Below are 24636 nucleotides of genomic sequence, written 5' to 3'. Positions count from 1 at the left end.
CCCACTCCATGGTAGATTCCCACGCGTTACTCACCCGTGCGCCACTGTCTTGTTCCCGAAAGAACATTCTCGTTCGACTTGCATGTGTTAAGCCTGCCGCCAGCGTTCGTTCTGAGCCAGGATCAAACTCTCAAGTTGACCTGACTTCTGTCTTAAAACAGAACTCAAATATTACTGACTAGGTTTTGTGTAACTTAATAAGATAAGATTACATGAACTTAGACAGCTCGTTGCCAAAACAACAAACCGCCGTCCACGCATCCTTTCCAATTCATATCTACAATGTCAAACAACAAACCCCCGGAAAACCAAAGCCCCCAGGAGCACGACGATATATAAAGCTTAATTCCCTATCGTCAAGGACCATCTGAAACATTTCTGTAAAAACTTTTCGACCCCCTCAAGGACCTAAGCTAACCATCCCGAAGAACCGCTAACCCTATGTTTCTACTCCATCTTTCCGATGTCCCGGCGAAGCGTGCGCCCCGTCGGTGAGCGGTGTTATAGGCCCCTCACCTACACCTGTCAAAGACCTTTTTGAAAAAAAATCACATTTTTGCAAAATTACCTTCATATCGGCTTCACACGTACGATTATTACCCAAATCGCCCCCGTTTAAGGTCGAATCAAAAAGACCCCGATTTCCGCTCTATTCAAAACTGCTGCATTTTTCACGAATCATCCCGAATCACTCGCCAAAAAAGTACTGAAATCCTGAAAGATTCGAAAATTATTCAAAAATAAAGAAAAATACGCGGCCTTATCTATGGATAGAGACGCTAATTGTAGAGCTTCCCCGCTTCAACCGCCCGAACATGCCCGGCAAAGGAGGCAGAAGACATCAGGTACTGACATCGCTCAAACCGTCTGATGCTATAAGCCCAGAAATCTTCAGCAGGATTATTGTTCCCATGCTGAATTAACCCCCAAAGGGTCCAGAGCAGATCACACATCGCTTTATAGATGACCATTCGCCCAACAACCTCTGCAGGAGGCTCTTCGCCCCAATAGGCCAGAAGCAATGCATGATCCTGCTCCTCGGAAAACTCGGCCTCTACAGAAAGGTCGCCGAGATCCCAGAGCGGGTCATTCATTCCAGAATACTCCCAGTCGACAATCCACATCTTGTTGCCGTCATCGAGAAAATTTTCGGACAGGGGATCACAATGGCACGGCGCAAGCGGCAGGGTCTTTTTTGATGCCAAGGTCTTTTGAATTTTTTGCGCCTCCTCGACAACCTCGTGATAACCATCCGGCAAGGCAACACCAAGATCGGCAAGAACCTTCAGATATTCGTTAATCATGGAAAAGAGCTCAAAACGGAAAAGAAACTCTTTCCCGGAATTATGTAACCTGGCCAACGCCTGACCGGCCCGGGCAACAGCCCCAGACCTATGCTTAAAAGCCGAAGGAGACATGGTTTCGGCCCCGTCAAGAAACCGAGATATCATCACGCCGTCTGCCGGGTCACTATAGAGCACCTCAGCTGAGACCTTTATCTCCGCAGCAAGCTGTGCATTGTGAGACTCTACAGATCGATCAATATAACCTTCGGTTCCCTCTCCTGGAATGCGCAAGATATAGCTGCCTTCCTTTCGCGAAACCTTGAAGACACGATTGGTCAAACCACCCAGGCGTTCAACCGAATAGCTTTCCGGCTCCCAGGCCCTGAGTTCAGGCAAGCGTTGCAATGCTTTTTCTATGAGTTCTTTTTCCATTTTATCTCCCCGTCTTAAAAGTCTTACATTTTACATGACCTCTTTATATAGCCTCACATTTTGAGTCGTTCATTCCCGGGATCATACAGAGCCCCGTCAACACGGGTTGCCGGATAGCGTTTTCCGAAAGCCTCGATTTCAAACCCCTGCTGATCCGCAATCGCCACAGAAAGATACCCCAAGGCAATCTGCTTCCCGATGGTGTGGCCATGGTTGGCGGAAGTTGTCAGCCCGACAACATCCTCTCCAAGAAATATTGTCTCGGCGCCATAAAGGGAAACATCGGCCTCAAGGATAAAGGTGGACAACCTCTTCTTTGGCCCCGCAAGCTTAATAGCCTGTAACGCCTCCCGCCCGATAAAATCGCCTTTTGATTTCAGCGCCACTTTAAAACCCAGGCCCGCATCATAGGGGCTGTAGTCCGGGGTCACTTCTGAACTCCAGTAGACATAACCCTTTTCCAGTCTCAGACTGTCAATCGCCCGGTAGCCGACATTGGCAATCCCGTGAGTTTGCCCGGCCTCCCACAGCAGCTCATAAACATGTGCAGCGAACTCTGTCGGGATATGCAGTTCCCAGCCCAACTCCCCGACATACCCAATACGCAGAGCCCAGAGGGTGGCGGCACCAACTTCGATCTGCTGACAGGTCGAAAAAGGAAAGCTTTTATTCGAGAGGTCATTCTGTGTGACCGCCTGCAGAACTGATCTTGAATTCGGCCCGCAGATATTGATCACCGCCCTGGCCGAGGTAGCCTCAAAAGCATGCACTGATCCATCCGTGGGCAGATGCCCCCTGATCCAGTGGAAGTCATGTGTCGCAAAGCCGCTTCCGGTAATGATATAGAAATACTCCGGCCCAAAACGGCAGATGGTCAAGTCAGCCTCAATCCCCCCCTTTGCATTACAAAGCTGGGTATAAATGACGGATCCGACCGGTTTATCGATATTGGAAACAGCAAGTCGCTGCAAAGCAGCCAGGGCACCAGGCCCGACAACCTCCAGCTTGGCAAAGGATGACTGATCTATAAGAGCGACATTTTCACGTACGGCTTTACATTCTTGTACAACCGGAGCGAACCAGCTTGTCTTTGTGCGATCAAAATCCAGTTTATCCTCAGGCTTTGCACCCGCAGGAGCAAACCAGTTCGGACGCTCCCACCCCGCCTTGCTGCCATAACAGGCACCTTTGTCTTTCAAGATATCATAAAGCGGGCTGCGCCGGACACCTCTGGCCGTTTCAGCTTCTTCCCCGGGCTTGTGAAGCAAATAATGTCCGCCGTAATGTTCCACAGCCCGGCTATACATAAAGTAGCTGGTATTATGATGCTCACTGAAGCGACGAATATCCAGCGGCCAGAGATCAAGACTTGGTGTTTGCTCGACAATCCATTCCGCCATCATCTGGCCAGCCCCGCCACCAGCTGCAATTCCGTAGAGGAAGCCACTGGCAACAAAGTAGTTATCAAGCTCGGCCGCCTTGCCCATAACAAAGTCGCCATCTGCAGAATAGGGAATTGGACCATTGACGAGCTCCCGGATACCCACGGTGTTAATAACCGGCGTAATTTCAGCGGCCAGACAGGCAAGCTGCTCAAAGCGATCAAAATTTCCACCCAGCAACTCCCGGCCAAAGCCATGGGGGATTCCCTTGTCTCCGAAGGGAACTGTGCCTTTTTCATATCCCCCGACAACCATGCCCCGCACTTCCGGTTTATAATACACCAGACGATCGGGGTCGCGCATGGTTGGCATGTCTTTAGGCACACCTGCGATAGGATCCGTGATCATATACTGATGCTCCAAAGCGCAGGCCGGAATTTTAACATTACTGAGCGCCCCGAGTTCACGGGACCACATCCCCCCGGCATTCACCAGAATATCAAACGTCCAGATACCTTCCGATGTTACAACCTCTGTGGCGCGCCTGCCGTTTCGCCGGACTTCGAGCACCTCTACACCCTGCTGAATGACAGCGCCCTTGTCCCGGGCACCCTTTGCCAAAGCCTGGCAAACCGAACTGGGATCAATATAGCCATCGCTTGGCACATAGGCCGCACCTTCCACACCCTCGGTTGTCATGATGGGAAAGAGATCCTGTGCCTCCCGAGCCGTAAGTATCTGCATCTCCAGACCAAAACTCTTCGAGGTGGTTGCCAGACGCTTCACCTCCAGCATTCGGTCCCGGGAACTTGCCAGCCGCAGACTGCCAACCTTCTTCCAGTCCAGCGCTTGCCCGGTTTCGGCTTCCAGCCTGTCGTATAACTCTACTGATTTCTGCAACATACGGGTTGTATTGCGGGAAGATCTTAATTGACCGACCAGTCCTGCCGCATGCCATGTCGCCCCGTGGGTCAACTGGTTTTTCTCAAGAACTGCGACATCCTGCTTTCCCATGCGGGTCAGATGATAGGCAATAGAGCAGCCAATAATACCGCCGCCGATAATAAGTATTTCCACGTGCTGCCGCTTTGGCATCTGACCTCTCCAAAAACAATCTATGACCACATAAATCCACAATATCCACATAAAACAATGCAAAATAGAGTCGAGTCAATCGCCAAAATTGATGAATTGCGGTTTTCGCATGTTTATTCCGTGGATTTAATGATGTTATGGTAAGATTTTGAACAGCAAAGCCACAAAGTGAAAATCCATGCCCCCCTCAAAGCGTCAACTCGACATCCTCAAACATGTTCGTTTCAGCGGCTTTTGCACGACTGCCGCACTTGCAGAAACCCTGCAAGTCTCGATGGAAACAATCCGGCGTAATGTAAACAGCCTTGCCGCTGAAGGGCTGCTGGAAAAAATTCACGGCGGCGTTTCCCTCCCGGAAAGCCTCCCCGAACCCTCATTCACCCGACGCTTAACAGAAGGCAAGGAAAGCAAACAGAAGATTGCCGCGCTGGTATCCGCCCACATCCGTAATGGAGAATCGCTTTTCCTCGACAACAGCTCGACCACCGCTTACGTCGCCATGGCCCTCAGCGATCACCGCAATCTTTTTATTGTCACCAACTCAGCCTCGATTGCCAACATTCTGGTCAGCAGAAACGGAAACCGGGTGTTTTTGGCTGGAGGAGAGCTAAGAGAACACGACGCAGGTGCTTTTGGACCCGAAGCCCTGGAGTTTGTCAGCCAGTTTGAACTACAACACGCCATACTCTCTGCTTCAGCTGCCCACTGTGAAAAGGGCTTTATGGTAAATCACCTTTGTGAAGCCGTTTTCTCTCAAGCCCTTATCGAGCATTCCCAACAGGCCATTATGGTCCTGGATCACAGCAAGTTTGAGAAAATGGCCCCGGTCAAGCAGTGTGACTTTTCACAAATACAGCAATTTGTATCTGACAAGACACCGCCGAAACCCCTGCTAGAGGCGATCAAGCTGGCGGGTTGTGATATCTCAATCGCAGAAGAGCAGGACCGTTTCACTGCAACCAGATAAAATCGTTCCCCCGCAACAGATCTTGCCTAATGTTAATTCCTCTGTGATCTTAGCAGCTTAATAGATCAGGGGAATAAACAGGAATGAATGTGGGCGGAGCTCCAGAAAACGGCCAGGTCGTCATCGGTCTGAATGCCGTTATCGTGGCAATAATAGAAGAGCAGCCGAAAGTACTGGTGGTTCAACATACACCCGAAACGCTGACCGCCCAGCACGAAACCCTGACTGATCGCGCTCTGCCGCATGATGATCGTCATGAAGCCCTCCCCTTTGGTCCTTTCTATCCTCTGAAACACCGCACGCTGGAAAGTGGCCTTCGGTCCTGGGTTGAAGAGCAAACCAACCATGAAATCGGCTATGTGGAACAGCTCTATACCTTTGGCAACGCTGGGCGAGATCCGCGTGAAGGGGCCGGGGGCCCCCGGGTTGTCTCTGTCGGATATCTCGCTCTGGTTCAAGACACCAGACCAACCGCTATCGAGAACGCCGTATGGCAAAGCTGGTACCATTATTTTCCCTGGGAAGACTGGCGTGACGGCCCTCCCAGAATTCTCGAAAAGGATATCATTCCGGCCCTGAGGAAATGGATCGCCGGATCAGCAACCCGAGAACAACGCGAGGAACGCTACGAACGCGCCTGCATTACCTTTGGTCTTGACGATACGCCCTGGAGTGATGAGCTGGTTCTCGAGCGATATGAACTGCTTTACGAAGCCAATCTCGTTAACGAATCACAGGACGGTAAGAGCAAACCCCTGCCCGTTGATTGCCGGGGCACGCCAATGGCTCTGGATCACCGCCGGATTCTTGCCACTGCGATTGGCCGCTTAAGAGGAAAAATCAAATATCGTCCGGTGGTTTTTGAATTGATGCCCCCCACTTTTACCTTGCTCCAGTTACAGCGGGTTGTTGAAGCCCTCTCCGGAACCCAGTTGCACAAACAGAATTTCCGCCGCCTGATCGAGAAAAAGGGTCTTGTCGAAGACACGGGCAAGATTGAAAGCCAAACCGGCGGTCGCCCGGCCAGCCAGTTTCGTTTTCGCCGTGAGGTTTTGATGGAACGCCAGGCACTGGGCGTACGCCATAACTGACCCCTGTTATGGATAGCAGGGTAATGGATAGCGGGCCACAATAACCAAAGCAGCTTAACACGAACCCCAGCTCCTGCCCGAAGCAACAGGTGGAAACAGTAGCACGCTTACTTATGCTATTAGTGAGCATAATCTGCTTGACGTCAGTAATACTCATTTGTAGCATAAGAGCATAGGGAGCTTTCCCGTATTTTTTTAACACACTTATACTCAAATTGAGCACATGAGGTTGCCATGACCGTCCCTACAGCCGCACTCGAAACAGCAGAGCTTGTCTACAACGCCGAAGTCGCGGAACGAACAGCAGCAATATTCCAGAAAGTTGCCCCTGCAATCAGCGCGGAAGAATGGCCGGACTTTGCCCCTTACGTTGATGAGATCATGCGACTGAAGCAGGAACGAAATGCAATCATTCTGGCCCACAACTATCAGACCCGTGACATCTATCACTGTGTTTCAGATATCGTGGGCGATTCCCTCGCCCTTGCCCAAAAGGCCATGAATGTCGACGCGGATGTCATTGTCATGGCGGGTGTGCACTTCATGGCAGAAACCACCAAGCTGATGAACCCGGACAAGACTGTGTTGATCCCGGACCCCAAGGCCGGCTGTTCTCTGGCAGATTCCATTACCGGGGAAGATGTCCGCAATCTGCGTAAAAAATACCCCGGTGTGCCAATCGTCACCTATGTAAACACCTCGGTTGAGGTCAAGGCTGAATCAGATATCTGCTGTACTTCCGCCAACGCAAAAAAAATCGTCGAATCTCTGGGTGTTGACCGGGTTCTGCTGATCCCTGATCGCTTTCTTGCCGCCAACGTTGCCGCAGAAACCGATGTGGAAATCCTGACCTGGGAAGGCGAATGTGAAGTACATGAACGCTTCACCGCGCAACAGATCACCCAGTTGCGCAAAGCCCACCCCGGCGTAACCGTCCTCGCCCATCCCGAGTGCCCGCCTGAAGTGGTTCAGGAATCTGATTTTTCAGGTTCCACCGCTGCAATGATCAATTTTGTCATCGATAAAAAGCCTGCTGAAGTGGCATTGATCACAGAATGTTCCATGGGCGATAACATCGCGGCACATAACCCCGATACCCGATTTATCCGCTCCTGTAATCTTTGCCCGCATATGCAGCGCATCAATCTGATGAACATCTGCGATGCTCTCAGAAACATGACCCATGAAGTGACGATCGACCCTGCATTGGCCGGACGTGCACGCCAGGCAGTTCAGCGGATGCTTGATGCAAGTTAAGGACACTCGCCATGGCGACAACGGTACAACCTTCCACAAGCAAAACAGAGAAACAACAGGCCAACGCGGAAGCTCCTGAAGAAACTCTTGTCAGTGACGTTCTGGTCATCGGCGCAGGTATTGCCGGTTTAATGACAGCCCTCAGCCTCGCCCCCCGTTCCGTCATACTGCTGTCAAAGGGGCCTCTCGGTCTGGAAGCCTCCAGCACCTGGGCCCAGGGCGGCATATCAGCAGCCCTTTCCCCTGATGACAGCCCTGAGAACCACCAGCGAGACACTCTCGCTGTTGCCGGAGGCATCGCCAATAGCGACATCGCAAAGCTGGTCACGGATCTGGGGCCGGATAGAATTAAACAGCTGATCGACCTGGGCGTGATTTTTGACCGGGACGGGCAGAACCTGAGTCTGAGCCGCGAAGCCGCCCACAGTCATCGTCGGGTCGTTCATGCCAATGGTGATTCCACCGGGCGCGAAGTGATGCGAGCCCTGCGTGCCAGAACCCTTGAGAGTCCACACATTACTGTGCTCGAACAGGCCGAGGCCCTTGACCTGATAACAGAGGAGGACCGGGTAGCAGGCGCAATTCTGATACATCAGGGAAAAGCGAAAGCAATTATCTCCACAGCAACCGTCCTGGCAACGGGCGGAATCGGGCAACTTTTCAGTGCGACAACGAATCCCTCCGCGGCCTCGGGCGATGGTCTCGCCATGGCCGCACGCGCAGGGGCCGTGTTGCAGGATCTGGAGTTTGTCCAGTTCCACCCGACCGCAATAGATGTTGCGGCAACGCCTCTTCCTCTCGCCACGGAAGCTCTGCGCGGAGACGGAGCACTGCTGGTCAATGACAGGGGGGAACGCTTCATGCTGGAGGAACATCCCCTGGCCGAACTCGCACCCCGGGATATTGTCGCCCGGGGGATCTGGCGCCAGGTTGAGCAGGGTCACCGCTGTTATCTCGATTGTCGCGACAAAATTGGCGCACACTTTCCAAAGCTTTTCCCCACGGTTTTTGCCCATTGCCAAGACCATGGTATCGATCCACGGGCAGACCTGATCCCTGTGATCCCAGCCGCTCATTATCATATGGGCGGGGTAGCAACTGATGCGCAAGGACGCAGTTCCCTACCGGGGTTGTGGGCTTGCGGCGAAGCAGCCTGCACCGGACTACATGGCGCCAACCGCCTTGCCAGTAACTCCCTGCTCGAAGCTTTGGTTTTTGGCCCGCTGGTCAGCGAGGATATTAAAAGCAATCTCTTTCCTTCTGCCCCCACATATCAAGACAGGCTGCTTTTGAAATCGATTGTCCCTCATTCAGACACAGCCAAAACATTTCAGAAGTCGGAAACGAGCGTTATTAAAGAGCTACAGCTTCTGAACTACCGCCATATCGGCCTTTGTCGCAACCGGGCGGGACTTCAACTCCTGATCAAGCATCTCCGTAAAATCGGGCAAGAACACAGTGATGCTTCCCCTCGTCTGAGAAACCTGATGACCTGTAGTCATCTCATTGCAATCGCTGCCCTGCAGCGGGAAGAAAGCAGGGGTGGACACTATAGAAGCGATTATCCCGAAAGCCTGCCCCGGTTTCAAAACCATAGCGTTCAGACTCTCGGTGACTGCCGCATCCCCAGCGAAAAACCCGCGGAAAATTTCTTTTCATCATCCAGTCTCCCCCTGGCTTCCTGAGCATAGAAAAGTATCCCATCATGTCTTCTTCCTTGAGCCCTCTCCTCAGAAACCTGGTTATCCCTGCAGTCCAGAATGCCTTGCTGGAAGATCTTGGTTCAACCGGTGATCTCACCAGCAACAGCACCATTCCACCCGAAACGCGCCTTAAAGCTTCTGTCGTCAGTCGACAGGAAGGCTGCATCGCCGGGACGGAGTTTCTGGTTGCCACCATGGCCGAGCTTTCAGCAGAGGTAGATGTAAAGATCCACACAGAAGACGGGACAAAGGTGCAACCCCGGTCAATCGTGGCCACCCTAGAAGGTCCTGCGCGGGCCATCCTTTCAGGCGAACGGGTCGGATTAAACTATCTGGGGCATCTTTCCGGTATTGCCAGTGCAACCCGGGCCATCGTTGATCTGGTTGCGGGTTTGCCGGTGCGGATTACCTGCACCCGAAAAACCACGCCGGGGCTGCGGGCCTTTGAAAAATACGCTGTTCGCGCAGGAGGGGGACATAACCACCGCTTTGGTCTCTATGATGGCGTGATGCTCAAAGATAACCATATTGCCGCCGTCGGTGGCGATATTGGTGCGGCCATAAGTCGGGCAAGGGCCCACATCGGACATATGGTCAAGATCGAGTTGGAAGTCGACACCCTGGAGCAGCTGGAAATCGCCCTGCCCCACAGACCGGATATCATTTTGCTCGATAATATGAGCCTGGATCAGCTCCGACAAGCGGTAAAGATGATCAATGGCCGTGCACTTGTCGAAGCATCCGGCGGAATTACGGCACAAACGGCGCGGGCAATCGCGGAAACCGGTGTTGATGTCCTGTCGCTCGGCTGGCTGACTCACAGCGCCCCTTGCCTCGATCTGGGACTGGACATTCTTTAACTGCCGAAGCTAGGACAAACCCAACCAGTAGCGGATAACCGATCCGATCAGAGCCAGTGCCAGAATACCTCCCAGCCACAGGAGCACAAACCAGCCCAGCCGCTGAGCAAGGTTCTGTTTATCTTCAGGCATCAATGATAGCCTTCGCCGGGATCCACCTTACCCCGGAACACCCAGTAGGAATAGCTGGTATAGATCAGGATAAGCGGGACCAGGACGGCTGTCCCGGCCAACAGAAACGCCAGACTTTCATCAGGTGCCGCCGCCTGCCAGATCGTCAGGCCTGGTGGAACCATATAGGGGAAAAAGCTGATTCCCAGACCGACATAGGTCAGGATAAAAAGGGTCACCGAGGCCATAAATGGTGACCCGTCTCTCTTCTCTTTCAGCCCCCTAAACAGAACCAAAGCTGCGACACAGACAAAAACCGGAACCGGTGCCGTATAAAATATCTGCGGCACGGCAAACCAGCGGCTCATAAAAACCGGATTGAGAAAGGGTGTCCAAAGGCTGACGACAAGGATAACCCCAAGGAAACTCCACAAAGCAGGCTTGGCAAAATCATAGGCCTTATCCTGAACCGGCCCTGATGTTTTCAGAACCAGCCATGTACTGCCCAGAAGAACGTATCCAATAACCACCGACACCCCCGTCATCAGCGAAAAGGGTGTCAACCAGTTCCACCAGCCTCCCGCATAGGCCCGATCAACAATCTCTATTCCCTGAACAAGTGCCCCCAGGGCTAGCCCCTGACAAAAAGCTGCCGCAAGAGATCCACCAAAAAAGGCAAGGTCCCACTTCGCCTGGGAGTTCCGACTGCGCCAGCGGTATTCGAAAGCCACCCCCCGGAAGACCAGACCCAGCAGCATAATGGTCAAGGGCGCATAAAGCGCCGGCAACACAACAGCGTAGGCAAGAGGGAAAACGGCAAAAAGCCCGCCGCCGCCAAGTACAAGCCAGGTCTCATTGCCATCCCAGACAGGGGCGATGGTGTTCATGGCGTAATCACGTTCTGCACCCTTGTTAAAAAAAGGAAACAGAATACCGATCCCGAGATCAAAACCGTCAAGAAGGACATAGGCCAGAACAGAAAAGGCAATCAGAAATGACCAGATGAGAGGCAGATCTAGCTCCATTTGTCTACCCTTCCTGTTTCGGGACAGAGGCATCTTTCACCCTCAACCCCTTTAGCGGTGTGATGCTTGCGGTTCGAAGGGGCGCATCCGGCACTTCTTCCCCCGTTTCAAAATCCGGGGTTCGCCCCATCAAACGGAGGATATAAACGATACCGACACCAAAAACCGTAAAATAGACGACAATGAATGCCAAAAGAGATGCCGCAACAGCAGGCGCATCTATTGGAGAGAGGGAGTCTGCTGTCCTTAGCAAACCATAGACTGTATAGGGTTGTCGTCCGACTTCTGTTGTTATCCATCCGGCCAGTATGGCAATAAAACCACTGGGGGCCATCAGGACAGAAAAACGAAACATCAAGGAGGTATCAAACAGCTTGCCTCGGCAACGTTGATACAAACTCCATATTCCCAGCCCAGCCATCAGAAACCCAAGCCCCACCATCAGTCGAAACGACCAGAAAACAATCAGTGCATTGGGTCTGTCTTCTCTCGACCATTCTTTCAACCCCCTGATCTCACCGTCCAGATCATGGGTCAGAATAAGGCTCCCCAGCTTTGGAATTTCCAAGGCGTAATCTACCGTCTCGTCCTGCATATTCGGCACGCCAAAGAGTATCAGGGGGGCGCCTTTGCGTGTTTCAAAGTGTCCCTCCATTGCCGCAATTTTGGCCGGCTGATGTTCCAGCGTATTCAGTCCATGAAAATCACCCGCGACAATCTGGATCGGAGCAACCAGCACGGCCATCCACATAGCCATGGAGAACATGATGCGTCCGGCCTCATTATGCCGATCTTTTAACAGGTGCCATGCTGAAACACCCCCAACCACGAAAGCCGTTGTCAGATAGGCTGCCAGAACCATATGAACCAAACGATAGGGGAAAGAGGGGTTGAAAACCGCTGCAAACCAGTCCAGTGGTATAAACTGTCCGGCTTCGTTGATTCCATACCCGGCAGGTGTCTGCATCCAGGAATTCACAGACAGGATCCAGAAGGCAGAGAACAAAGTACCGATAGCCACCATCATGGTCGCAAAAAAATGCAGCTTTTTCCCGACCTTGTTTTTACCAAACAGCATCACACCCAGAAATCCGGCCTCGAGAAAAAAGGCAGAAAGCACTTCATATCCCATGAGCGGCCCAAGTATCGGCCCGGTCTTGTCAGAAAAAACGCTCCAGTTGGTACCAAACTGATAGCTCATAACAATACCAGACACGACGCCCATGCCAAAGACGACGGCAAAAATCTTCAACCAGTATTGAAAGATCCCGAGATATATCGCGCGGCCAGTCCAGAGCCACAGCCCTTCAAGGACAGCCAGATAACTGGCAAGACCAATAGAGAAAGCAGGAAAGACAATATGAAAGGAAATCGTAAATGCGAACTGGATCCGGGCCAGTAATTCCGCATTAAAAAGCTCTGCCATGCGTGTTCACATCACCTGGGGCGGCGTCCTTATCTGTTCCTATGCTCAAGATAATCGCCACAAATCTGCCACAGCGCAACTGCCAGAGGCTGATGCGAATTGTCTCACACAAACAGTAGGGATATAGGCCTCTCCAAAATCGACAGATGAAATCCGGCGCCTTTCCTCTCTCAACCGCGGCTACGTTTCTAACTGCGCAGCTTCCTACCCAGCGACCATTTTCTATGGAAAGAGGCCCAGCGTCTCCACTGGGCCTCTTTCCTCAATACATACAATCTTGTGCTGGAACGGTCAGACTGCCTTGACGCTTGAGTAGTCAATCCAGCTAGAGACCGGTGTCACCTTCTCCAGCGGCGAGACATTTGGTCTGGTTGCAGGTCGGAAACCATCACCCGCACTGCTGCGTAATTTGCGATCAATCACCGCCGTGTCCGCAGGGGTGCTGCCCCCATGAACCAGAATTTTCTGCCCCGTCTGGGGAACCGGGAAACCTGCCTTGATCGTTTCGCTGCCTTCAACGAAATACACGCCATCCGTAAGATCGGCGACAGTATCGTCGGTAAATTCCAGTTCTTCTGAATACTCCAGCAACAAGGGAACAGAAGAACCCAGTTCGAGCAGCGCATGACGGGCAGACGCCAGCTGTGAACGGGCCTGTTCAAGATTGGAAACCGTCTTGAAAGACACTGCATCAACCCCACCGGAGACCAGCCCCTGGACCTGACGATAGGCATCGTTGCGCAAGATTTCATTACCACCCGCGGCATCTGATTGGTCAACCACCCCCAGAACAAAGCGGCGGCGATTGCCACCCGGCAGCGCATCAACCGACTGGCAGGCTGTTTCTGCAGCGAGATGATTGACGATAAAAACCTCATCTCTCATACCAAATTTTTCCAGTGCATCCGGCGAAGCGTTTCTGGTATGGGTCCGAATTACATCGGCCCCGGCTTCCAGATAGTCGCGGTGGATTGCCGCAATCACGTCGGGACGCGTAATGTTCAAAGCAACATCACAGTCCTCGTGACCAAAGCCGAAACGCTGCATGTCGAGGGCCAGTTTATTCAATGCAGGTTTAATATCGCCGTCAGTCAATAGAACACGGCTGTTCAAAGCATCAATAAAAGTACGCATTATGCGGCCTCCTTCGTTTCGGCCTGCAGCGCCAGAAGACGGCAGACAGCTTCGGTAAGTTGGGGACGATTAAGTGTATAGAAGTGAAAGGCATCAACGCCCTGATCCAGCAGATCCCGACAAAGATCGAGACAGAGGGAAACGGCTACAGCAGCCGAAGTTTCAGGATCATCCTCAAGGCCTTCAAACGCCTTTGAAACCCAGGCAGGGATCCGGGCGCCGCAGCGATCAGCAAAGCGGTGCAGCTGGACGATGTTGTTGATCGGTAAAATCCCGGGAATAAGAGGAATGGTAATACCAGCAGCCCTTGCGGCCTCTTCAAAGCGGCAAAAGCTGTCCGCTTCGAAAAAGAACTGGGTAATGGCAGAGCTTGCCCCGGCATCCTGTTTGCGCTTGAGATAGTCAAGATCAGCCTGCAGCGAGCGGCTGTCAGGGTGAGCTTCCGGATAGGCCGCAACCGCGATCTCAAATGACCCGAGTTCGCGAAGTGCTGCAACAAGCTCTATTGAGTCAGCGAAACCTTCCGGATGCGCCTTGAAAGCTTGCCCAGGCTCCGCCGCATCCCCCCTCAAAGCAACAAGGCGCTTGATGCCAAGATCTTTCCAGTTGGAAACAGTTGCCAGAATATCGCTGCGGGTGGCCCCTGCCAGAGTGATATGAGCTGCAATCGGCAAGCTCTTCTCACCTGCGAGTTCCTGGAGCAGCTCTTTTGACTTCTCCTGCCCGGAACCGCCGGCACCATAAGTGACAGAATAATAGTGAGGGTTAAAACCCTTCAACCGCTCAACGGTTTTATAGAGGCTCTTGTGCCCGGCCTCTGTGGCCGGGGGGAACAGCTCAAAACTGATATCAGGTTTTTTCATTCTTTTATGACTCCGCTTCGGGATCGCGACGCGCTGTCCAGATGCAGACGGTCAGCGGATCCCCTGGAAGGTGTTCTGCTGGTGACAGGGTCAACCCCGCCTCGGAACAAAACTCTTCTATCTGTGTATCTTCGAAACCCAGCCAGTGATGTGCATGATCATCTCGCAGGCTGTCCATACGGTGGGGCGCGAAATCCACCAGTATCACCCGGCCACCCGGTTTAAGAACGCGGGCTGCCTCGCGCAGACACATTCGCGGGTCCAGGGCATAATGCAGCACCATATTCAGACTCACGGCATCGAACCGGTCACTGGCAAAGGGAAGCTGGTACATATCACCCTGGCGAACCTGACAGTTACCAAGCCCTGCCCGATCAATGTTATTGCGGGCAATGGCCAGCATCTCGCGAGAGATATCAACCCCAACCGCGGCCTTTACATCGCTTGCCACCAGCTCCAAAACCCGGCCCGTACCTGTTCCGATATCAAGAAGCTCGCCGACGTCCTGTTCATGGAACCGCGCGAGAAACGCGTTCTCAATCAAAGAACTGTCTATGTGCAAGGAACGTATCTCGTGCCAGACAGCTGCATTCTTGCCAAAATATTCCTGTGCCTTGCGGCCACGTTCTTCCTTGATACTCTGCAAACGTTGCAGATCCAGTGTCAGTTTGGGATCATTATCCGGAATCAGATCAATAATCAGACGAGCCAGTTCCGAGCAGGGCTGTTTTTCGGAAAGCCGGAAATAAGCCCAGTTACCTTCCTGGTTTCGCTCCAGCAGACCCGCCTCCATCAGAAGCTTGAGATGCCGGGACACCCGGGGTTGGCTCTGCCCGAGGATATGAACCAGTTCACTGACGGTCAGTTCGGCATGGGCACAGAGCCCGAGAACGCGTAAACGCGTCGGTTCGGCAATCGACTGTAGGCCTTTTAACAATACATCCATACAACTTCTCCCGCCTGCGTCTCGACAGCGCCTCAATTTCAATATAACAATATCTTTATATCGTGATTTAGCAAGAAAAAAAATGATCCAATTACGCACAATTACGATCAAAAAACGACAACAACCACTTATCCATTTGATAAATATGAAAATATCTCAAATATCTTCTTGGTATATTTTCTGCCTGAGGCAATGGCAGCCCAGAACCCAACAACAAAAATTCTGGAGCCAAAAACCCTGAATCCCAGAAAATCTGCATGGGTGGACTCCTCGCAAGCAAGGGACTAATTCAAAATAGGAATAAAGAATCGAAGGCCAGCGTCTCTTCTTTCCAGGAACATCCCGGGAATCACCCCCAAGGATCACTCCGGAGTTATTTCCTGTGACATTTCCTGCAAAACCCACTTCTGGAAAATATCCAGTGCAGGACAAGGATCAGTCTTTCTGGGAGCCACAATATAATAGCCTCCCGACAGTTTTTGTCGCGGAAGGGATGTCGGCGCAATCAGCGAGCCATTATCGATTAAATCGTCCACCAGAGGAGAGCTGAGCAGGGCAATCCCCTGTCCGTTCTGAGCGGCTTGCACCATAGAGGTATAAGCGTCAATTGAGATATCCGCCGGATTTTTATCCACCTCTACGCCAAAATGTTCAAACCAGCTCGACCAGCGAGAATCAATTACATAGTCAAAGTCGATTAAGAACTCGTCCAGCAGCACCCGGGGATCGTCTACCTGCGGGCGGGCCTTCCAGTAAGCCGGACTGCAAAGGGGCAAAACCTCGCTATCGCACAGGTATGTCGAAGTTAATCCACTCCAGGTACCGCTTCCATATCGTATCGAGACATGAATACCAGCTGCCCTCAGATCCACACACTTGTCATCAACGGCAAAACGCAGGTCGATTTCAGGATAGGCTGCATGAAATTTTGCCAGACGCGGCATCAACCAATAGGCTGAAAAAGCCGTCGTCGTGCCCACCACCAGATAATTGCTGCCTTTTCCTTTCTGAAAATCAACAACCGTGGTTGCAATCTGGGTCAGGCTCCCAGTAACAACCTGCTGAAACTTAACTCCTTCGGGTGTCAGTCGAACCGTGCGATTGAGACGTTCAAACAACCCCACACCCAGGAACTCCTCCAGCGCCTTGATCTGGCGACTTATGGCAACCTGGGTCACACCAAGTTCATTGGCGCCACGGGTAAAGCTCATATGGCGTGCAGCGGCCTCAAAGGCCACAAGAGAACCCAGAGGAGGAATATTTCGGCGCAGGTTTAACATAACTCTCAGATTATGCATAACGTCCTGATTATGCAAGTTGACGATTCAGATCATCAAAAATTACTGTTCATATGAAAACCAATTGAACCAAGGTCATGATTATGGATGGCGTTTCAATCCCTACTGAAAACAAAGAAAACTTCACCACATTCAAGCTTCAGAACAAACTCCCAGGAGAGAAGAGTCATCACGACACTCCCGGATTAAGGATGAATCTTGGCCTTCTTCTCGAACGTCAAGCAGCCCGGTTCCCGGATAACGATTTCATTATCCAGGCCGAAACTGGGGAGACTTTGACCTATGATGAATTCAACACACGGGTTAACCGCCTATCCCATGGTCTGAAAGATCACGGGATAGCTGCTGGAGAATATGTTGGCATTATGCTGTCAAACTCGATTGACTTCCTTGCCTGTTCCTATGCTCTGAAAAAAATCGGAGCAATCGAGGTTTCAATCAACAGCACCTTCCGCGGGGTATCACTTAAACGCATGATCAACCTTACAGGCCTAACAACCCTGATCACCTCGGTTGATTACCTTGATGTCATCGAAGAGATCGCGCTAGAACTGCCAAAACTGGACCGCTTTATCCTGACCAACGATTCACAGGACACCGCACGCTCGGCTCCACGTTTCCCAACCAGAACCATGCTCTGCCTCAACGATGTTCTCGACAATTGCACCAGCAACTGTGCGCTTGATACTCCCGACGATGAAACGGCAACTATCCTGTTTACCTCAGGCACAACTGGCGTATCCAAAGGATGCGCCATACCGCACCGCTCATCCGTTCGTGCCGCAGAATCCATGCTGGAAGCCTTTGATCTCGGCGAAAGTGATTGTGTCTATAGCCCCTACCCTCTCTTCCATTGTGGCGCAGCTCAATATGATGTGCTGCCTGCAATGATGGTTGGCGCCCGCGCCGTCATCCGGCAAGGTTTCAGCCTGCGAAATTTCTGGCCCGAAATCTGTAAATACCAGGCAAGCTGGTTTATGGCACTCGGGTCAGTTCAGCAATTGCTCTGGGCAGCACCGGTCTGTCCAGAAGAGACACAACACCGACTGCGCTTTATCTGGGGAACTCCGCTTCCCGTCGATCATGATGCCTTTGAGGCACGCTTCAGGGTCAAGCTCGTCCGGGGCGGAGGATATGGCTCAACCGATGCCGGATCTGTTGCTTTGCCCCTCTTTCATAAAAAAGGTGCTGGCAAGGTTCTTGACCGTTACGAGGTAGCTATTGTTGATGACCGGGACAATCCCCTGCCTACGGGCGCTATTGGTGAACTGATCCTGCGCCCGAAAGAGCCTGCAATCATGGCTTCTTGTTATATCGGCATGCCGGAAGAAACATTGAAAACATGGCAAAACCTGTGGTTCCATACGGGAGATCTTGCCCGCCTCGACGAAGAAGGTGACCTTTATTGGGTTGCGCGTATTTCAGAAAGGATCCGCGTTAAGGGAGAAATGGTCTCCGCCTATGAAATCGAAGAGGTCATTCTTTCCCATCCCGCTGTTGAGGACTGTGCCGTTCTGGGAGCTCCGGACGGAATCGGAGAAGAAACCGTTCACCCCTTCATCACCCTGCGCGAGAATGCAGAACTCAAACTCGAAGAGCTGCAAAAATTTTGCACCTCCCGAATGAGCCGTTTCATGATACCGACCAGTATGACTCTGCTTGAAGATATGCCCCGAACCCCAAGTGGAAAACCTGCCAAGGCAGAGCTCCGCAAAAGGCTCCCACAGCCGGGGGACAGCTGAGACAAAGGGTTTGCCCAGAAATCACTGTTTCGCCACATTTACGGCAAAGTCCCTTCGCATTTCAATTCCATTCTTCAACACATAGAGAGCTTCCCCTCTCTATGTACGAGATCCTGAAGATCTCCACGTTACCCCAAAGCTGGACTCTGCAGTTGCCGGCCACCCGACCGGCAACTGCATCTTCTTTTATGATTACTCCCATCCCTGCCTTATCCCTGCGTCATAAGGAAACACCCGATTGGCGGCAGGGGTATTTTTTTGTTATACGCAAGCAGAAGAAGTGATCATGATAGGTAAGCAGCCTTCACCACATGGCTTTGCTTCCCGCACGACGAGTCAAGGAACAGCATATTGGGCCAAAGCCTATTTATCGGCGAGAAACTCACCTGCATCAGAGGCGGCAGGACTGTTTTTGCCGGACTTGATTTATCAATCGGCAAAGGGGAGGTCCTTGTTCTTGAGGGACCAAACGGCAGCGGAAAATCAAGTCTGATACGACTGCTTTCCGGCCTGATTCGCCCTAGAAACGGGAGCCTGTTCTGGCAGGGACAGGACGCGACCAGGGAACCCGAAATTTATCAACAGAAAATCCACTATATTGGCCATCGTAACGCCATAAAGCCGGTCCTCACCGTTCTTGAGAATCTGGGCTATTGGGCAGGGTGTTCACCCAAAAAATCGCAGGATCTTTCCGGACTCGAGCAGGCACTGGACCAGTTCAATATGCTCTCCCTGAAAGACACACCTGCAAACCTGCTCTCTTCCGGGCAAAGCAGACGACTGACCCTCTCCCGCCTGCTGGCAACAGACAAACCACTCTGGCTGCTCGATGAACCTTCTGTTGGCCTTGATGTCAGTTCGGTCGCCCTGCTTGAAACGGCCATTCGCAGACACCGGGAAAAGGGGGGAGCCGTCATTCTGGCGACACACACCGCAATTGACCTCGACAGCCCGAAACGCATGAACCTCAGCGATTTCAGCCCGCTCTACAATACGTCACTGCTCCAGCAGGAAAGCCTGGAGGAAAGCTGGATATGAAGGCTTTTCTCAACATTGTAACCCGGGATCTGCATCTGTCACTGAGACAACGCTCCGACATAATCATGGCGGTTCTGTTTTTCATTCTCACGGCCACACTCTTTCCCTTTGGACTGGGGCCGGAACCCAACCTTCTGGCGCGAATCGCTCCCGGCATCATCTGGGTGACGGCACTGCTGTCGGTTTTACTCTCCCTCGAGCGCCTGTTCCTTGCTGACTATGAAGACGGCAGTCTGGAACAGCTCGTTCTTTCCCGAGCATCCCTGGAATCGGCTGTCCTGGCAAAAGTTTTGGCACACTGGCTGACAACCGGCCTGCCCTTGATGGCAGCAGCACCGCTGATTGCCCTGCTGTTCAACATGGACAGCGACGCCTTTCTTATCCTGATAATTGCCATGGCTCTCGGCACGCCGAGCCTGAGCCTGATCGGTGCCATCGCTGCCACACTTACCCTTGGCGCCAGACGGGGAGGTGTTTTGATTCCCCTGCTGGTTTTACCCCTTTATATCCCGACCCTGATCTTCGGGGTTGGGGCAATTGATGCTGCCATGAACAGCCTGGAAGCCGGAGCTGTGCTGGCAAATGCCAAACCGCAGCTTTTTTTTCTTGGAGCTATTTTTCTGGTTTCACTTTTAATCGCCCCCCTGGCAGGGGCTGCCGCCTTGCGGCAGGCCATGGAATAGCTTAAAGCCAGCCGGAGCGAATAACCAGAATGAAACAAACCGGATAGCGGCAAGTGACAGATTCACTGGCCTGACCGGTTCAGTATTTGATAGGGTTCGTTCGACAAACGATCTCGTTAAGAGGAAGGTTCAGGACAATGTCGGTCTTTCACCGCTTTGCCAATCCAAACCGCTTTTTAAAGCTGACAAACACAGTGCTGCCCTGGGTCTCGGGCCTGACAGCAATCTCATTGCTTGCCGGGCTCTATATGGCTTTTTTCACCTCCCCCGCCGATTACCAGCAGGGGGAGAGTGTGCGTATCATGTATGTCCACGTCCCGGCCGCCTGGATGGCGATGTTTGTCTACAGTTCTATCGCCTTTGCCTCGATCTGCGCCCTGATCTGGCGCCATCCGCTGGCTGATCTTGCTGCCAAGGCTTCGGCACCCATTGGCGCGGGCTTTACTTTTCTTGCTCTGGCAACAGGCGCCCTCTGGGGCAAACCTATGTGGGGCGCCTGGTGGGTATGGGATGCAAGGCTGACATCCGTGCTCATCCTGTTTTTCCTCTATCTAGGCCACATGGCCCTGATGAACGCCTTTGAAGACCAGGAACGCGGCAACAGGGCCGCAGCGGTTCTGGCGATTGTCGGCTTTATCAACGTGCCGATTATCAAATTTTCTGTCGACTGGTGGAACACCCTGCATCAGCCTGCAAGTGTCATGCGCATGGACGGTCCTTCGATAGATCCTTCCATGCTCTGGCCCCTACTGGTCATGGGCGTCGCTTTCAAGCTTTTCTATCTGGTGGTTCTTCTGATCCGGATCAAAAGCGAATTGATCGAAGCGAAGTTGCGAAAATATCGCCGGGCCCTCGTCGATAATGCCTGACAGGTTGCACAGAGGGCAGAAAGAGGAAGCTCCGGAACAGATACCTGGCGGTAAAGTAATTTTGATCATGATTTGAATCAAAGACCGACAGCAATAGTGTGACATAATGCCCTCCTGTCCTGCAGGAGCGAAGAGGTTATCTTCAGGACAGGAAAAACAAGCTGGAACAACATAATCCCGGCACAACAGGTTACGCAGGACAGTATGGATCAGTTAACGACCTTTTTCTCCATGGGCAGCTATGGTGCCTATGTTTGGCCAGCTTATCTGCTGACAGCCGCAGTCATGCTGTCTCTATTGCTAACGACACTACAGCGGTTGCGTCGCAATCAGGCCGAACTCGCTCAGCTTGAGAGCTTGAGAGCCGTCGAAGATCAGCAGGAACTCCAGAAAAAGGCTGTTCGGTCATGACACGGAAAAGTCGTCGAATTTATATACTGGCTGTGTCTTTCACCCTTCTGGCAGCGGCTACATTTCTGGTCATGAATGCTCTGGACGAAAACCTTTCCTATTTCCATAGCCCGACAGACCTCAAAACCAAAGAAGTCACCATCGGCCGATCTCTCCGATTGGGTGGCCTGGTCGAGGAAGGCACCTGGGTCAAGCTTGAGGGCGGGTTAACCCACCGGTTTTCCATCACAGACAATGCCGAATCAGTGGAAGTCACCTATAAAGGCATCATGCCCGACCTGTTTCGTGAAGGTCAGGGCGTGATTACGGAAGGCAGCCTTAACGAGCAGGGCGAGTTTATTGCGCATGAGGTTCTTGCCAAACACGATGAAAACTATATGCCCGCCGAAGTCACCGAAGCCCTCAAGGCATCGGGCGAATGGCGGGGTGAAGAAGGTCAGACGACACAATGATTGCTGAACTGGGACAGTTTGCCATTATCATGGCCCTACTGGCTGCCGTGGTCCAGGCCACGCTGCCACTGATCGGTGCTGAGCGGCTCGACAGCCGCTTGATGAACTCTGGTGGACAGGCCGCTCTGATTCAGATGCTTTTTGCCGTTCTTGCTTTTGGCTGTCTGACCCAGGCCTATATTGTTTCCGACTTCACCCTCCTGAATGTCGCGGAGAATTCCCACTCCAGCAAACCGATGCTCTACAAGATCACCGGAGTCTGGGGCAATCACGAAGGCTCCATGCTGCTCTGGGTTTTGATTCTCGCAGTCTTCGGCGCAGCCGTTGCCGCCTTTGGTCGCAATCTGCCCGCCACACTCAAGGCAAGAGTACTCGCCATCCAGGCCATGATCGGTGTCGGCTTTCTGACCTTTCTGATCTTCACCTCCAATCCCTTTACCCGTCTTGTGACTCCGCCTCTGAACGGCAATGATCTCAATCCACTGCTGCAGGACCCCGGCCTCGCTTTTCACCCCCCCATGCTCTACATCGGTTATGTCGGCTTTTCCGTCGCCTTTTCCTTTGCCATCGCCGCCTTGATCGAAGGCAAGGTTGATGCGGCCTGGGCCCGCTGGGTTCGCCCCTGGACCCTGACAGCCTGGACCTTCTTGACTGGCGGAATTGTTCTGGGCAGTTGGTGGGCCTATTACGAGCTCGGCTGGGGCGGCTGGTGGTTCTGGGACCCGGTGGAAAATGTGTCTTTCATGCCCTGGCTTATGGGGACGGCTCTCCTGCATTCAGCTATTGTCGTTGAAAAACGCAACTCCCTGAAAGTCTGGACCATCCTGCTGGCGATCCTGACCTTCTCACTTTCGCTTATCGGTACCTTTATTGTCCGTTCCGGCCTTCTGACATCGGTTCACGCCTTTGCCGTCAATCCTGAGCGGGGTATCTTCATCCTTTTCCTGCTTGCCATCGCCATTGGCGGCTCACTGACATTGTTTGCCTTGCGCGCTCCGGCACTTAAAGCAGGCGGAATTTTCTCCCCGATCAGCCGTGAGGGCGGCCTGCTGTTGAACAACCTCCTGCTCAGCACCGCCTGTGCCACCGTCTTCCTCGGCACGCTTTACCCGCTCTTTCTCGAAGCGATCGGGGGCGGACGGGTTTCCATTGGACCGCCTTTTTACACCAACACCTTTGTTCCGGTGATGATACCTCTGCTGCTGCTCGTCTGTGTTGGCGCACATCTGCCCTGGAAACGCGCAGATCTTTTGGGAGTCCTTGGCCGATTGAAATTTGCCGGGCTCGCCACCATCATCGCCGCGCTTGTTGCCTGGTATATTGCCGATGGCGGACCGCTTCTGGCGATTCTGGGTCTGGGTCTGGCCTCCTGGATGCTGCTGGGCACAGTCAGTGAATGGGCGGACCGGATCAAACTGTTCCGTGCGCCTCTTTCCACCAGTTGGCAGCGTGCCATCAACCTGCCCGGCTCCGTCTGGGGGATGACACTCGCACACGGCGGTCTGGCCATTGCGGTCGCCGGGATGATCGCAACAACAGCCTGGAAGGTAGAGGATGTTGCCGTTCTCAAACCCGGAGAGACACTGAGTGTTTTCGGGACGGACTATCGTTTTGAAGGTGTGCGGGAAATCATTGGCCCGAATTACGCCGCGGTCGAGGGCACTTTCGTGCTCAGTCAGAACGGTGAATACATGGCGACACTGAAACCGGAAAAACGCCTTTATAATGTTCAGAAAATGCCCACCACCGAAGCGGCAATCCATTCAACCTTTGTCGGTGATTACTATGCCGTCATCGGTGATCCGGATGGCGCAGGGGGCTGGACTGTCAGAATCTACCGCGAGCCCCTGGTCACCTGGATCTGGTTCGGTTGCGGGCTTATGGTCTTTGCCGGACTGATCTCTCTTGCTGACAGGCGCCTGAGGGTTGGTGCGCCGTCAGACAAAAAACGAACCCAGTTGACAAGCAAAACAGCTGAGGCCTCTTCATGAACAGAAAAGTTCTTTTCCTCCTGCCTCTGCTGGTGACCATTACCATCTTCGGCTATTTTTTCTGGGCACTGACCTCCCCTGGTCGCGACCCTAAAAAACTGCCTTCTGTTCTCATCGACAAGCCAGCACCTGCGTTTGATCTTGTTGAACTGGAAGGTCTGAATGTACCGGGGTTTGCACGGCAGGACCTGACCGATAACGGCAAGGTATCGGTGGTAAACATTTTTGCCTCCTGGTGCATTCCCTGTCTGGCCGAACACCCTTATATGCTCACACTTGGTGCCAGAGACGATATAAACCTCTTCGCCATCAACTACCGGGACAAGCCGGAAGACGCCCTTAAATGGCTCAACAAACACGGAAACCCCTATCACCGCATCGGACGTGATCCCAATAGTCGCGCGGGCATAGACTGGGGTGTTTATGGTGTGCCTGAGACCTTCATTGTCGATTCTGCTGGCACCATCCGCTATAAACATGTCGGCCCTCTGAACACGGGGGATCTCGAAAACATTATTCTTCCGATCATCGAGAACCTCCAGGAACAGCAATAGCCATAGAACGCTAGGGAAGC

At 52.7% G+C, this 24636-nt stretch carries 22 protein-coding genes and 1 rRNA gene; 13 read left to right on the top strand and 10 right to left on the bottom strand.

Annotated features, from left to right (window positions below):
- From B152_RS0121830 to B152_RS0121820, 3 genes are all read right to left on the bottom strand, one after another.
- Nucleotides 1-138: ribosomal RNA gene (locus B152_RS0121830) — 16S ribosomal RNA — on the bottom strand; the annotation flags it as partial.
- A gap of 641 nt (nt 139-779) precedes the next feature.
- Nucleotides 780-1718 carry a phosphotransferase gene (locus tag B152_RS0121825; protein ID WP_020594588.1) on the bottom strand — a complete coding sequence of 313 codons (939 nt, stop codon included), beginning with the start codon at nt 1716-1718 and terminating at the stop codon, nt 780-782.
- A 53-nt stretch (nt 1719-1771) separates the two neighbouring features.
- Complete coding sequence (locus B152_RS0121820) at nt 1772-4195, bottom strand: GcvT family protein (RefSeq protein WP_020594587.1); 2424 nt, start codon at nt 4193-4195, stop codon at nt 1772-1774.
- Nucleotides 4196-4373: 178 nt separating this feature from the next.
- Here B152_RS0121820 and B152_RS0121815 point away from each other — a divergent pair, with 178 nt between their 5' ends.
- The 5 genes from B152_RS0121815 to nadC all read left to right on the top strand — a co-directional run bounded on the left by B152_RS0121815 (nt 4374) and on the right by nadC (nt 10073).
- On the top strand, nt 4374-5162 hold the full coding sequence (locus B152_RS0121815) for a DeoR/GlpR family DNA-binding transcription regulator (RefSeq protein WP_020594586.1): 789 nt from the start codon (nt 4374-4376) through the stop codon (nt 5160-5162).
- An 83-nt stretch (nt 5163-5245) separates the two neighbouring features.
- Nucleotides 5246-6253, top strand: a complete 1008-nt coding sequence (locus B152_RS0121810; protein ID WP_020594585.1) for an NUDIX hydrolase — start codon at nt 5246-5248, stop codon at nt 6251-6253.
- 234 nt (nt 6254-6487) lie between these two features.
- Nucleotides 6488-7510: a quinolinate synthase NadA gene (nadA, locus tag B152_RS0121805; protein ID WP_020594584.1), complete on the top strand. Its 1023-nt coding sequence runs from the start codon at nt 6488-6490 to the stop codon at nt 7508-7510.
- Nucleotides 7511-7521: 11 nt separating this feature from the next.
- Nucleotides 7522-9195 (top strand): L-aspartate oxidase, encoded by a 1674-nt coding sequence (locus tag B152_RS24715; RefSeq protein WP_020594583.1) that lies wholly within the window; start codon nt 7522-7524, stop codon nt 9193-9195.
- Nucleotides 9196-9215: 20 nt separating this feature from the next.
- Entirely contained in the window at nt 9216-10073 is an 858-nt protein-coding gene (gene nadC / locus B152_RS0121795) for a carboxylating nicotinate-nucleotide diphosphorylase (protein WP_020594582.1), read from the top strand.
- Between the two features lie 9 nt (nt 10074-10082).
- Here nadC and B152_RS26490 read toward each other — a convergent pair whose 3' ends face one another.
- The 7 genes from B152_RS26490 to B152_RS24710 all read right to left on the bottom strand — a co-directional run bounded on the left by B152_RS26490 (nt 10083) and on the right by B152_RS24710 (nt 16876).
- The gene (locus B152_RS26490) at nt 10083-10205 is read right to left on the bottom strand and encodes a hypothetical protein (RefSeq protein WP_020594581.1); all 123 of its coding nucleotides are present in this window, start codon (nt 10203-10205) and stop codon (nt 10083-10085) included.
- Complete coding sequence (gene cydB / locus B152_RS0121785) at nt 10205-11209, bottom strand: cytochrome d ubiquinol oxidase subunit II (RefSeq protein WP_020594580.1); 1005 nt, start codon at nt 11207-11209, stop codon at nt 10205-10207. Before cydB ends, B152_RS26490 begins: the two co-directional genes overlap by 1 nt.
- Nucleotides 11210-11213: 4 nt before the next feature.
- The gene (locus B152_RS0121780) at nt 11214-12635 is read right to left on the bottom strand and encodes a cytochrome ubiquinol oxidase subunit I (RefSeq protein WP_020594579.1); all 1422 of its coding nucleotides are present in this window, start codon (nt 12633-12635) and stop codon (nt 11214-11216) included.
- 291 nt (nt 12636-12926) lie between these two features.
- On the bottom strand, nt 12927-13769 hold the full coding sequence (locus B152_RS0121775) for a homocysteine S-methyltransferase family protein (protein ID WP_020594578.1): 843 nt from the start codon (nt 13767-13769) through the stop codon (nt 12927-12929).
- Entirely contained in the window at nt 13769-14632 is an 864-nt protein-coding gene (gene metF / locus B152_RS0121770; protein WP_020594577.1) for a methylenetetrahydrofolate reductase [NAD(P)H], read from the bottom strand. Before metF ends, B152_RS0121775 begins: the two co-directional genes overlap by 1 nt.
- Before the next feature lie 4 nt (nt 14633-14636).
- Nucleotides 14637-15578 (bottom strand): ArsR/SmtB family transcription factor, encoded by a 942-nt coding sequence (locus B152_RS0121765; protein WP_020594576.1) that lies wholly within the window; start codon nt 15576-15578, stop codon nt 14637-14639.
- 362 nt (nt 15579-15940) lie between these two features.
- Nucleotides 15941-16876, bottom strand: coding sequence for a LysR substrate-binding domain-containing protein (locus B152_RS24710; RefSeq protein ID WP_083921974.1), 936 nt, complete (start codon nt 16874-16876; stop codon nt 15941-15943).
- A gap of 191 nt (nt 16877-17067) precedes the next feature.
- On the opposite strand from B152_RS24710, the gene B152_RS0121755 reads away from it, so the two are divergent.
- The 8 genes from B152_RS0121755 (at nt 17068) to B152_RS0121715 (ending at nt 24616) form a co-directional block, all read left to right on the top strand.
- The gene (locus B152_RS0121755) at nt 17068-18618 is read left to right on the top strand and encodes an AMP-binding protein (protein WP_020594574.1); all 1551 of its coding nucleotides are present in this window, start codon (nt 17068-17070) and stop codon (nt 18616-18618) included.
- A 351-nt stretch (nt 18619-18969) separates the two neighbouring features.
- Complete coding sequence (gene ccmA, locus B152_RS24705) at nt 18970-19656, top strand: heme ABC exporter ATP-binding protein CcmA (protein WP_020594572.1); 687 nt, start codon at nt 18970-18972, stop codon at nt 19654-19656.
- Nucleotides 19653-20339 carry a heme exporter protein CcmB gene (gene ccmB / locus B152_RS0121740; protein ID WP_020594571.1) on the top strand — a complete coding sequence of 229 codons (687 nt, stop codon included), beginning with the start codon at nt 19653-19655 and terminating at the stop codon, nt 20337-20339. Before ccmA ends, ccmB begins: the two co-directional genes overlap by 4 nt.
- A gap of 137 nt (nt 20340-20476) precedes the next feature.
- Nucleotides 20477-21208 (top strand): heme ABC transporter permease, encoded by a 732-nt coding sequence (locus B152_RS0121735; protein ID WP_020594570.1) that lies wholly within the window; start codon nt 20477-20479, stop codon nt 21206-21208.
- A 204-nt stretch (nt 21209-21412) separates the two neighbouring features.
- Nucleotides 21413-21619 carry a heme exporter protein CcmD gene (gene ccmD / locus B152_RS0121730; RefSeq protein WP_020594569.1) on the top strand — a complete coding sequence of 69 codons (207 nt, stop codon included), beginning with the start codon at nt 21413-21415 and terminating at the stop codon, nt 21617-21619.
- Nucleotides 21616-22071, top strand: a complete 456-nt coding sequence (gene ccmE, locus B152_RS0121725) for a cytochrome c maturation protein CcmE (protein WP_020594568.1) — start codon at nt 21616-21618, stop codon at nt 22069-22071. The genes ccmD and ccmE overlap by 4 nt, the downstream gene beginning before the upstream one ends.
- A complete protein-coding gene (locus tag B152_RS0121720) occupies nt 22068-24062 on the top strand; it encodes a heme lyase CcmF/NrfE family subunit (protein ID WP_020594567.1) in 1995 nt (664 codons plus the stop codon). Before ccmE ends, B152_RS0121720 begins: the two co-directional genes overlap by 4 nt.
- Nucleotides 24059-24616, top strand: coding sequence for a DsbE family thiol:disulfide interchange protein (locus B152_RS0121715; protein WP_020594566.1), 558 nt, complete (start codon nt 24059-24061; stop codon nt 24614-24616). The genes B152_RS0121720 and B152_RS0121715 overlap by 4 nt, the downstream gene beginning before the upstream one ends.
- Nucleotides 24617-24636 lie beyond the last annotated feature (20 nt).

This window comes from Kiloniella laminariae DSM 19542 (genome assembly GCF_000374005.1).
Taxonomy (GTDB): Bacteria; Pseudomonadota; Alphaproteobacteria; order Kiloniellales; family Kiloniellaceae; genus Kiloniella; species Kiloniella laminariae.
Note: the sequence above shows the minus strand (reverse complement) of the source record. Positions and strands in the feature narration are given on the sequence as shown.

Excerpts from the sequence above, each read along its gene's own strand:
- B152_RS0121825 (WP_020594588.1), bottom strand. The coding sequence starts at position 1,718 with ATGGAAAAAGAACTCATAGAAAAAGCATTGCAACGCTTGCCTGAACTC.
- B152_RS0121820 (WP_020594587.1), bottom strand. The coding sequence starts at position 4,195 with ATGCCAAAGCGGCAGCACGTGGAAATACTTATTATCGGCGGCGGTATT.
- B152_RS0121815 (WP_020594586.1), top strand. The coding sequence starts at position 4,374 with ATGCCCCCCTCAAAGCGTCAACTCGACATCCTCAAACATGTTCGTTTC.
- B152_RS0121810 (WP_020594585.1), top strand. The coding sequence starts at position 5,246 with ATGAATGTGGGCGGAGCTCCAGAAAACGGCCAGGTCGTCATCGGTCTG.
- nadA (WP_020594584.1), top strand. The coding sequence starts at position 6,488 with ATGACCGTCCCTACAGCCGCACTCGAAACAGCAGAGCTTGTCTACAAC.
- B152_RS24715 (WP_020594583.1), top strand. The coding sequence starts at position 7,522 with ATGGCGACAACGGTACAACCTTCCACAAGCAAAACAGAGAAACAACAG.
- nadC (WP_020594582.1), top strand. The coding sequence starts at position 9,216 with ATGTCTTCTTCCTTGAGCCCTCTCCTCAGAAACCTGGTTATCCCTGCA.
- B152_RS26490 (WP_020594581.1), bottom strand. The coding sequence starts at position 10,205 with ATGCCTGAAGATAAACAGAACCTTGCTCAGCGGCTGGGCTGGTTTGTG.
- cydB (WP_020594580.1), bottom strand. The coding sequence starts at position 11,209 with ATGGAGCTAGATCTGCCTCTCATCTGGTCATTTCTGATTGCCTTTTCT.
- B152_RS0121780 (WP_020594579.1), bottom strand. The coding sequence starts at position 12,635 with ATGGCAGAGCTTTTTAATGCGGAATTACTGGCCCGGATCCAGTTCGCA.
- B152_RS0121775 (WP_020594578.1), bottom strand. The coding sequence starts at position 13,769 with ATGCGTACTTTTATTGATGCTTTGAACAGCCGTGTTCTATTGACTGAC.
- metF (WP_020594577.1), bottom strand. The coding sequence starts at position 14,632 with ATGAAAAAACCTGATATCAGTTTTGAGCTGTTCCCCCCGGCCACAGAG.
- B152_RS0121765 (WP_020594576.1), bottom strand. The coding sequence starts at position 15,578 with ATGGATGTATTGTTAAAAGGCCTACAGTCGATTGCCGAACCGACGCGT.
- B152_RS24710 (WP_083921974.1), bottom strand. The coding sequence starts at position 16,876 with ATGCATAATCTGAGAGTTATGTTAAACCTGCGCCGAAATATTCCTCCT.
- B152_RS0121755 (WP_020594574.1), top strand. The coding sequence starts at position 17,068 with ATGAATCTTGGCCTTCTTCTCGAACGTCAAGCAGCCCGGTTCCCGGAT.
- ccmB (WP_020594571.1), top strand. The coding sequence starts at position 19,653 with ATGAAGGCTTTTCTCAACATTGTAACCCGGGATCTGCATCTGTCACTG.
- B152_RS0121735 (WP_020594570.1), top strand. The coding sequence starts at position 20,477 with ATGTCGGTCTTTCACCGCTTTGCCAATCCAAACCGCTTTTTAAAGCTG.
- ccmD (WP_020594569.1), top strand. The coding sequence starts at position 21,413 with ATGGATCAGTTAACGACCTTTTTCTCCATGGGCAGCTATGGTGCCTAT.
- ccmE (WP_020594568.1), top strand. The coding sequence starts at position 21,616 with ATGACACGGAAAAGTCGTCGAATTTATATACTGGCTGTGTCTTTCACC.
- B152_RS0121720 (WP_020594567.1), top strand. The coding sequence starts at position 22,068 with ATGATTGCTGAACTGGGACAGTTTGCCATTATCATGGCCCTACTGGCT.
- B152_RS0121715 (WP_020594566.1), top strand. The coding sequence starts at position 24,059 with ATGAACAGAAAAGTTCTTTTCCTCCTGCCTCTGCTGGTGACCATTACC.